This window comes from Streptomyces griseorubiginosus, from assembly GCF_001514195.1.
GTDB classification, from domain to species: domain Bacteria; phylum Actinomycetota; class Actinomycetes; order Streptomycetales; family Streptomycetaceae; genus Streptomyces; species Streptomyces griseorubiginosus.
Window position 1 is genome coordinate 1,391,495 of the sequence record NZ_KQ948735.1, and the last position, 6,560, is coordinate 1,398,054.

The following is a 6,560-nucleotide window of genomic DNA, read 5'->3' on the forward strand; positions in this document are numbered from 1 at the left end:
GACCAGCCCCGACGCACCCGCACCCGCAAGACGGCACAGCGAGGCACCCCCTTAGGCGCAGCTCACCGCACCCCCCGCTCCCGCTCCTCCACATACGCGTTGTAAGCCGCCACCTGCGCCCGCCGAGCCGTCCGCTCCACCGGCCGCAACGCCTCCCCCCGAGCCCGCATCTCCGCAGAACTCACCGCACCCCCATGTCCGTTCTCATACGCCAGCGACACCAGCAACCCCACCCGCTGAGCAAGCTCCAACACCCGCACCGCGCGCGGCGGATACCCCGGCGCCAGAACCTCCCGCCCCCGCTCGGCCCGAGCCCGGTACGCCCCGATCGCCGCCTCCGCCACCGGCCCCGACCCGGCCACGTCCAGCCGCGACAACACCTCCGTCGCCTCCCGCAGGGCCTCCGCGAGCTCCCGCTCCGCCTCGCCCAGCGAGGGCACGTCCGCCGGCGGAGCCTCCCGCACCGGCAGTACGTGCCACACCACCTCGACATGCACATCACCCGAAGGCCCGGCCTCGTACACCTCCGGCACCAGACCCAGCGCGGCGCCGTGACAGACGACCGCCTCCTCCGCCTCCAACGCCCGTGCGTTGAACTCCGGCGGCCCGCTCAGCCCCAGCGGATGCCCGGGAGCGGGCAGCGCGACCCGCAGCCCCGTGACCCCGAGCGACCGCAGCCGCCCGAGCGCGAGGGTGAGACCGACCGCCGAAGCCTCCCCGGGCAGCCCCTCCACCCGGTGCACGGCATCGTCACCGACGATCGCCAGCACGGCGTCGTCGGGCGGGACAAGTCCGGCCAAAAGGCCGTTTCCCCAAGCGGCAAGGCGTCCAGAGCGCGGTTCCGAGAGCATGCCCCCAGCCTAAGGACCTGACCTATGGACCGGACCGCGCGGCCGGTGGCGTAGATTTCATCGAGGGCTGCGCCCAAAAGCGCGCACGCGACAGCCGAGACGTCGACACCGTCACACTGCAAGGGGAGACAACGCGCTCATGAGCGATGTTCTGGAGCTTCAGGACGTATCCGTGGTCCGTGAGGACCGGGCTCTGGTGGACCAGGTCTCCTGGTCGGTCAAGGAGGGCGAGCGCTGGGTCATCCTCGGCCCCAACGGCGCCGGCAAGACCACGCTCCTGAACCTCGCGTCGAGCTACCTCTACCCCAGCAAGGGCACCGCCACCATCCTCGGCGAGACTCTCGGCAAGCCCGGCACCGACGTCTTCGAGCTGCGCCCCCGCATCGGCATGGCCGGCATCGCCATGGCCGACAAGCTCCCCAAGCGCCAGACCGTCCTGGAGACCGTGCTGACGGCCGCGTACGGCATGACCGCGGGCTGGCAGGAGGAGTACGAGGACATCGACGAGCAGCGCGCGCGTGCCTTCCTCGACCGCCTCGGCATGAGCGACTACCTGGACCGCAAGTTCGGCACCCTCTCCGAGGGCGAGCGCAAGCGCACCCTCATCGCGCGCGCCCTGATGACCGACCCCGAGCTGCTCCTCCTCGACGAGCCCGCCGCCGGTCTCGACCTCGGCGGCCGCGAGGACCTGGTCCGCCGCCTCGGCCGGCTCGCCCGCGACCCGATCGCCCCCTCGATGCTGATGGTCACCCACCACGTCGAGGAGATCGCCCCCGGCTTCACCCACGTCCTCATGATCCGCCAGGGCAAGGTGCTCGCCGCCGGTCCCCTGGAGCTCGAACTCACCTCCCGCAACCTCTCCATGTGCTTCGGCCTCCCGCTCGTCGTCGAGCAGGTCGGCGAACGCTGGACCGCTCAGGGCCTCCCGCTGTCGTGATCAAGTGAAGTCCCCGCAAAAACACGGGTAAGAAGCCCCTCCCGGCGCCATCGCGCCCTGTCGGAGGCGGTACCCGCGGACCTACCATTGACCATGTGAACGACATCGACGCATGGGTGTGGTGGCTCGTCGGCGCGGCAGCGCTCGGAATCCCGCTCGTGGTGACCGCGATGCCGGAGTTCGGCATGCTCGCGGTCGGCGCCGTCGCGGCAGCGGTCTCGGCCGGGCTCGGCGGTGACGTCGTCGTGCAGGTGCTCGTCTTCGTCGTCGTCTCGGTGGCCCTCATCGCCGTCGTACGGCCCATCGCGGCACGGCATTCCTCCCAGCGACCCCAACTCGTCACGGGCGTCGACGCCCTGAAGGGCAAGCAGGCCGTCGTCCTGGAGCGCGTCGACAGCGCGGGCGGCCGGATCAAGCTCGCCGGCGAGGTCTGGTCGGCCCGCGCCCTCGACACCGGCCGGGCCTACGAAGTGGGCCAGGAAGTCGATGTGGTGGACATCGAGGGAGCGACCGCGATCGTCATGTGACCTCGCAGGATGCAACTGAACCGAACGCACCACGAGTTGTACGACGGTCTGTCAGACTCGACCAGCAAGATCTTCAACAACCATAAGATCTTCCGAAAACGCCGAGGCGGAGAAGGGCACGGGGAGCACGATGGAACCGGTCATCATCGTCTTGATCATTCTGGTGGTGTTGGTCTTCATCGCCCTGATCAAGACGATCCAGGTCATCCCGCAGGCGAGCGCCGCCATCGTCGAGCGCTTCGGCCGCTACACGCGGACACTCAACGCGGGCCTCAACATCGTGGTCCCGTTCATAGACACCATCCGCAACCGCATCGACCTGCGTGAACAGGTCGTGCCGTTCCCGCCGCAGCCGGTGATCACCCAGGACAACCTGGTCGTCAACATCGACACGGTCATCTACTACCAGGTCACCGACGCCCGCGCCGCGACCTACGAGGTCGCCAGCTACATCCAGGCGATCGAGCAGCTCACCGTCACCACGCTGCGCAACATCATCGGCGGCATGGACCTGGAGCGAACGCTGACCTCCCGCGAGGAGATCAACGCGGCCCTGCGCGGAGTCCTCGACGAGGCCACCGGCAAGTGGGGCATCCGCGTCAACCGCGTCGAACTCAAGGCGATCGAGCCCCCGACCTCCATCCAGGACTCGATGGAGAAGCAGATGCGCGCCGACCGTGACAAGCGCGCCGCGATCCTCACCGCGGAAGGCACCCGCCAGGCCGCGATCCTCACCGCCGAGGGTGAGAAGCAGTCCCAGATCCTGCGCGCTGAGGGTGAGGCCAAGGCCGCGGCCCTGCGCGCCGAGGGCGAGGCCCAGGCGGTCCGCACGGTCTTCGAGGCCATCCACGCCGGCGACCCGGACCAGAAGCTGCTCTCCTACCAGTACCTCCAGATGCTCCCCAAGATCGCCGAGGGCGACGCCAACAAGCTCTGGATCGTCCCCAGCGAAATCGGCGACGCCCTCAAGGGCCTGTCCGGCGCGATGGGCAACTTCGGCAACATCGGCGGCGGTTCAAGCGGAGGCAACGGCGGCACGGAACGCCGGGAAACCCCGAAGATCGACTGACGCAGGCATTTCCGTACGACAGCAGGGCCCGCCTTCTCGAGAAGGCGGGCCCTGACGCACTCAGGGGCGCGGGGAACTGCGCGACAAGCCACGACGCACCCGCAGTCGCATCAGAACCGGACCCGGCAGATGACTAGGCGGCCTCTCGAGCCAGCCACTCCGGCAACGCCGAGAAGTCCTCGTGTCCCAGCGACAACAGCATCGCGTCCGCCGGAGTCGGCTCGAACGGCTGACGCAGCAACGGCATCCCCGCCTCCGCCGGAGTCCGGTTCGCCTTGCGGTGGTTGTCCTCCGCGCAGGAGGCCACCGTATTCAGCCAGGTGTCCTGACCGCCCTGGGACCGCGGCACCACGTGGTCCACGGTCGTCGCCCGCCGCCCGCAGTACGCGCACCTGTGCCGGTCACGCACCAGAACACCCCGCCGGGACCACGGAGCTTGTCTTCGGAAGGGCACCCGCACGTACCTGCACAACCTGATCACCCGGGGCGCCGGTATGTCGACCGCGGCTCCGCGCATACGCAGTTCGGGGTGGGACTGCTCGACGACGGCCTTGTCCTGAAGCACCAGAACGACGGCTCGATTCAACGTCACCGTCGACAGCGGCTCAAAGCTCGCGTTCAGTACCAGCGTCTCCCGCATGACCAGCCCACCTCCCGTTGCGTACCGGCCCACCCCCTGGCGGGCTTGGGCTTGGATCAACTCTGGCCGGGCACGCCGAGATGGACAACGCAATAAAAAGTGCCCGCCCCTGATCAATTCCAAGACCAGAGGCGGGCAAACGCTCGTTGAACGTCAGTCTTCGGCGGGCACCTCGTACTCACCGATCAACTGGGCACGTCCGATCGTGTGGAACCGCAGGTTGAACCCCACAACGGCAGGCGACGCGTCGGAATCCGGCCCGAGCTTCTCCTGGTCCACCGCGTACACCGTGAAGACGTACCGGTGCGGCCCGTCCCCGGCCGGCGGAGCGGCCCCACCGAAGTCCTTCGACCCGTAGTCGTTCCGCGCCTGTACGGCACCCTCCGGCAGCCCCTCGAACTTCCCGCTGCCCGCGCCCACCGGCAGCTCGGTCACCGAGGCCGGGATGTCGAACACGACCCAGTGCCAGAACCCACTACCCGTGGGCGCGTCGGGGTCGTAGCAGGTCACGGCGAAGCTCTTGGTCTCCGGAGGGAAACCCTCCCAGCGCAGCTGCGGAGAGGTGTTGCCGGCCGCGTAGACCTGAGCGTCCTTCAGCGTCGCCCCCTCGGAGACGTCCTCACTCGTCACCGTGAACGACGGCACGGGCGGATGGAAGTCATGGGGGAGCGGCCGCCGCTTGAGCTCGGTCACCTCGGTACCTCCTGGTCTGTCAGCGGAATCAACAGTTCCGAGCCTAGAACCAGTTGCGCCTGCTGCCGACCTCGGACAGCCACTGGTTGAGGTAGGCGGCCCAGTCGGTGCCCTGGTAGTCGTGCAGACCCACCTGGAAGGAACGGAAGGTGTCACTGCCCTCGCTGAACAGACCCGGCTTCTTGTCCATCTCCAGCACCACGTCCATCGCGTGACCGTCCGCGACGAAGCTCAACTCGACCTGGTTCAGTCCCCGGTACTGCTGCGGCGGGAAGAACTCGACCTCCTGGTAGAACGGCAGCTGCTGCCGCGTCCCACGGATGTGCCCGCGCTCCAGGTCCGCGTTCTTGAAGCGGAAGCCCAGCTGGAGGAACGCGTCCAGGATCGCCTTCTGCGCCGGCAGCGGGTGCACGTTGACCGGGTCGAGGTCACCGGAGTCCACGGCACGCGCGATGGCCAGCTCGGTGGTCACACCGACGTTCATCCCGCGCAGCGCCTGCCCGTCGATCATGGTGATCGGCGTCTCCCAGGGGATCTCGATACCGAACGGCACCGCGTGCACCGCGTTCGCCTGCAGCGTGAAGGCACCGCCGAGCGACACCTTCGTGAACTGGACGTCCTGCTTGTACTCCTGGTCGCCGCTCTCGACCTCGACCCTGGCCTGGAGCCCGACCGACAGCCCCTCGATCTCCTGGTCCACGGACCCGCCCTGGATCCGCACCTCACCCTGGACGACACCACCCGGGACGACGTTGACCTCGGTCAGCACCGTCTCCACCGAAGCCCCGCCGGCCCCCAGGCTCGCGAGCAGCTTCTTGAACGCCATGTCTCTCCTCTTAGAACGCGCGGATTCCTGATCCCTACAAACGCGATCCGGCCGTGGTCGGTTCCGCGCCCTCACCCTGGCAAGCGGACGAAGCCTTGACCACCCCTTGGCACACACCCGTCTGGACTACGCTCGTACGCCATGATCACGCCCCCGGACCGTACGCCACTGCCACGAGACTTCTTCGACCGCCCTGTACTGGAGGTCGCCCCCGATCTCCTCGGCCGGCTCCTCGTCCGTACGACCCCGGACGGTCCGATCGTGCTCCGCATCACGGAGGTCGAGGCCTACGACGGCCAGAACGACCCCGGCTCCCACGCCTATCGCGGCCGCACGGCCCGCAACGACGTGATGTTCGGTCCGCCCGGCCATGTGTACGTCTACTTCACCTACGGCATGTGGTTCTGCATGAACCTCGTCTGCGGCGAGGAGGGCCGGGCGAGCGCCGTCCTGCTCCGTGCCGGCGAGGTCCTCGAAGGCACGGAACTGGCTCGCAAACGTCGACTCTCGGCCCGAAATGACAAAGAACTGGCCAAAGGACCGGCCCGCCTGGCCACCGCCCTGGGCGTGGACCGGGCCCTGGACGGCACGGACGCCTGCGCCGCGGGCGAGACCCCGTTGAGGGTGCTCACCGGCACCCCGGTCACCTCCGACCAGGTACTCAACGGTCCGCGCACCGGAGTGGCCGGCGAAGGAGGCGTGCACCCCTGGCGGTTCTGGGTCGCCAACGACCCGACGGTGAGCCCCTATCGGGCCCATGTCCCGAGGCGCCGCTCAAGTTGACTCGCTCTTGGAAGATGCGTAACGTAGCCCGAGCCGCTTGACCCGGTTACGGCGATCGCCAGCAGCCGAGAGCGGCCAAACCACTACCTACGACATCCCCTCGGCGGGGGCGATTTCGGCGTGCCCGCACGCCCGAATTCGAACTCGCGGAACTCGATTATGAGTTGCCGAGGGAATGGGCTAACGTAGTGAATGTCGAAAGGCCCCGCCGACAGGGAATCAGGCCCGAAAGGA

8 protein-coding genes are annotated in these 6,560 nt (G+C 68.3%); 4 read left to right on the forward strand and 4 right to left on the reverse strand.

Translation table 11 applies throughout. The features are described 5' to 3' along the window. Positions 1-62: 62 nt before the first annotated feature. On the reverse strand, positions 63-851 hold the full coding sequence (locus AQJ54_RS12640; protein ID WP_079069828.1) for a hypothetical protein: 789 nt from the start codon (positions 849-851) through the stop codon (positions 63-65). Between the two features lie 139 nt (positions 852-990). On the opposite strand from AQJ54_RS12640, the gene AQJ54_RS12645 reads away from it, so the two are divergent. From AQJ54_RS12645 to AQJ54_RS12655, 3 genes are all read left to right on the forward strand, one after another. Beyond that, the gene (locus AQJ54_RS12645; protein ID WP_030318316.1) at positions 991-1,788 is read left to right on the forward strand and encodes an ABC transporter ATP-binding protein; all 798 of its coding nucleotides are present in this window, start codon (positions 991-993) and stop codon (positions 1,786-1,788) included. 95 nt (positions 1,789-1,883) lie between these two features. Next, on the forward strand, positions 1,884-2,315 hold the full coding sequence (locus tag AQJ54_RS12650) for an NfeD family protein (RefSeq protein ID WP_030318314.1): 432 nt from the start codon (positions 1,884-1,886) through the stop codon (positions 2,313-2,315). A 130-nt stretch (positions 2,316-2,445) separates the two neighbouring features. Further along, positions 2,446-3,384, forward strand: a complete 939-nt coding sequence (locus AQJ54_RS12655; protein ID WP_020140695.1) for an SPFH domain-containing protein — start codon at positions 2,446-2,448, stop codon at positions 3,382-3,384. 133 nt (positions 3,385-3,517) lie between these two features. Here AQJ54_RS12655 and AQJ54_RS12660 read toward each other — a convergent pair whose 3' ends face one another. The 3 genes from AQJ54_RS12660 to AQJ54_RS12670 form a co-directional block, all read right to left on the reverse strand. After that, a complete protein-coding gene (locus AQJ54_RS12660; RefSeq protein ID WP_062024233.1) occupies positions 3,518-4,024 on the reverse strand; it encodes an HNH endonuclease in 507 nt (168 codons plus the stop codon). Between the two features lie 153 nt (positions 4,025-4,177). After that, the gene (locus AQJ54_RS12665; protein ID WP_062236948.1) at positions 4,178-4,717 is read right to left on the reverse strand and encodes a YbhB/YbcL family Raf kinase inhibitor-like protein; all 540 of its coding nucleotides are present in this window, start codon (positions 4,715-4,717) and stop codon (positions 4,178-4,180) included. Between the two features lie 43 nt (positions 4,718-4,760). Next, positions 4,761-5,543, reverse strand: coding sequence for a sporulation protein (locus AQJ54_RS12670; RefSeq protein WP_062236952.1), 783 nt, complete (start codon positions 5,541-5,543; stop codon positions 4,761-4,763). A 141-nt stretch (positions 5,544-5,684) separates the two neighbouring features. On the opposite strand from AQJ54_RS12670, the gene AQJ54_RS12675 reads away from it, so the two are divergent. Then, positions 5,685-6,326: a DNA-3-methyladenine glycosylase gene (locus AQJ54_RS12675; protein WP_062024229.1), complete on the forward strand. Its 642-nt coding sequence runs from the start codon at positions 5,685-5,687 to the stop codon at positions 6,324-6,326. Positions 6,327-6,560: the final 234 nt, after the last annotated feature.

What these genes read in the sequence shown, in the direction of transcription:
- AQJ54_RS12640 (WP_079069828.1), bottom strand. Translation starts at nt 851, where the DNA reads ATGCTCTCGGAACCGCGCTCTGGACGCCTTGCCGCTTGGGGAAACGGC.
- AQJ54_RS12645 (WP_030318316.1), top strand. Translation starts at nt 991, where the DNA reads ATGAGCGATGTTCTGGAGCTTCAGGACGTATCCGTGGTCCGTGAGGAC.
- AQJ54_RS12655 (WP_020140695.1), top strand. Translation starts at nt 2,446, where the DNA reads ATGGAACCGGTCATCATCGTCTTGATCATTCTGGTGGTGTTGGTCTTC.
- AQJ54_RS12660 (WP_062024233.1), bottom strand. Translation starts at nt 4,024, where the DNA reads ATGCGGGAGACGCTGGTACTGAACGCGAGCTTTGAGCCGCTGTCGACG.
- AQJ54_RS12670 (WP_062236952.1), bottom strand. Translation starts at nt 5,543, where the DNA reads ATGGCGTTCAAGAAGCTGCTCGCGAGCCTGGGGGCCGGCGGGGCTTCG.
- AQJ54_RS12675 (WP_062024229.1), top strand. Translation starts at nt 5,685, where the DNA reads ATGATCACGCCCCCGGACCGTACGCCACTGCCACGAGACTTCTTCGAC.